Raw genomic sequence first — 1,258 nt, forward strand, 5'->3', positions numbered from 1 at the left:
CCCAATGGGCTGCTCAGTACATCTAAGAACATACCCTATTCCGCTGAACTGAAGAAGTCTGCTGTCGAGGATTACCTAGCTGGCGTTGCTTCTCATATGGAGATATGTAAGAGGTATGGTATTAAATCAACCCGCCAACTGCGTAACTGGATTCTAAAGTATAATGGTCATGAAAAGTTGAAATCTTCCGGAACAGGAGGAACACCAATCATGACAAAAGGACGAGCGACTACTTTCGAAGAAAGAATCGAAATTGTGAAATTCTGCTTAGAACATCAGCATAATTATGTCCATACAGCCAAGGAATTTCAGGTGTCCTATCAGCAGGTTTACTCATGGACAAACAAATACATCAAATTTGGCGTAGATGCGCTTCAGGACAAACGTGGGAAACGAAAATCTGAAAACGAGATGTCTGAGGTGGAGAAGCTACAAGCACAAAATGCACTGCTTCAAGCTGAGAATAAAAGAAAGCAAATGGAGATAGATTTTCTAAAAAAGCTAGACGAAATTCAAAGGGGGCGACAATAAACCAAGTCCGCAATGAACCTATTTATCTTGCCATTCGTGAGCTGTACGACAGTAATTCATATTCCATCAGCCAGCTTTGTGAAATCGTAGGAATTCCGCGTTCCTCGTATTATAAGTGGCGAAATAGAAAAGAAAGTGAAAATGAGAAATTCAACAAAGTGTTGCTACCTATGATTAAGTGTGCCTACGAAGAAAAAAACGGTATTCTTGGTTATCGCCAGATGACCATGAAACTGAATCGACAGTTCCATCTTTCTATCAACCATAAACGTGTATACAGACTCATGGGTATTTTAGAATTGAAATCCGTATGCCGCAAAAAGAAAGAGAATTACGTTCCGACAACGCCTGAAATCACGGCAGAAAATGTCTTGAACAGGGATTTCAAATCCCTTGCATTCGGTACAAAGTGGCTCACAGACGTAACGGAAATGAAGTACGGCCTTCAAAGCAAGGCTTATTTGAGCGCGATTCTGGACTTGTCGGATAAAAGTATTGTTTCCTTTGTGATCGGGCACTCCAACAACAATGAGCTTGTATTTAGAACGTTTGATATTGCCCATCGGGCATATCCTAATGCGAAACCCATCTTTCATAGTGATCGAGGGTTTCAATACACGAACAAAATGTTCAAGAAGAAACTAGATGATACAGGAATGACTCAGAGCATGTCGAGGGTAGCTAGGTGTATCGACAATGGTCCAATGGAATCATTCTGGGGAATGTT

Annotated in this window: 2 protein-coding genes; both read left to right on the top strand. The window is 41.0% G+C overall.

The genetic code is table 11. The annotated features are described in order from the left end of the window. Positions 1-531, top strand: a 531-nt coding sequence (locus C7R91_RS28930; protein ID WP_106786250.1) for a helix-turn-helix domain-containing protein, incomplete at its 5' end; no start/stop codon positions are given. A 65-nt stretch (positions 532-596) separates the two neighbouring features. Beyond that, a partial coding sequence (locus C7R91_RS28935) for an IS3 family transposase (protein WP_258183177.1) occupies positions 597-1,258 on the top strand: 662 nt, incomplete at its 3' end.

The sequence above is a fragment of the Brevibacillus formosus genome (assembly GCF_003013405.1).
In the GTDB taxonomy this organism is placed as follows: domain Bacteria; phylum Bacillota; class Bacilli; order Brevibacillales; family Brevibacillaceae; genus Brevibacillus; species Brevibacillus formosus.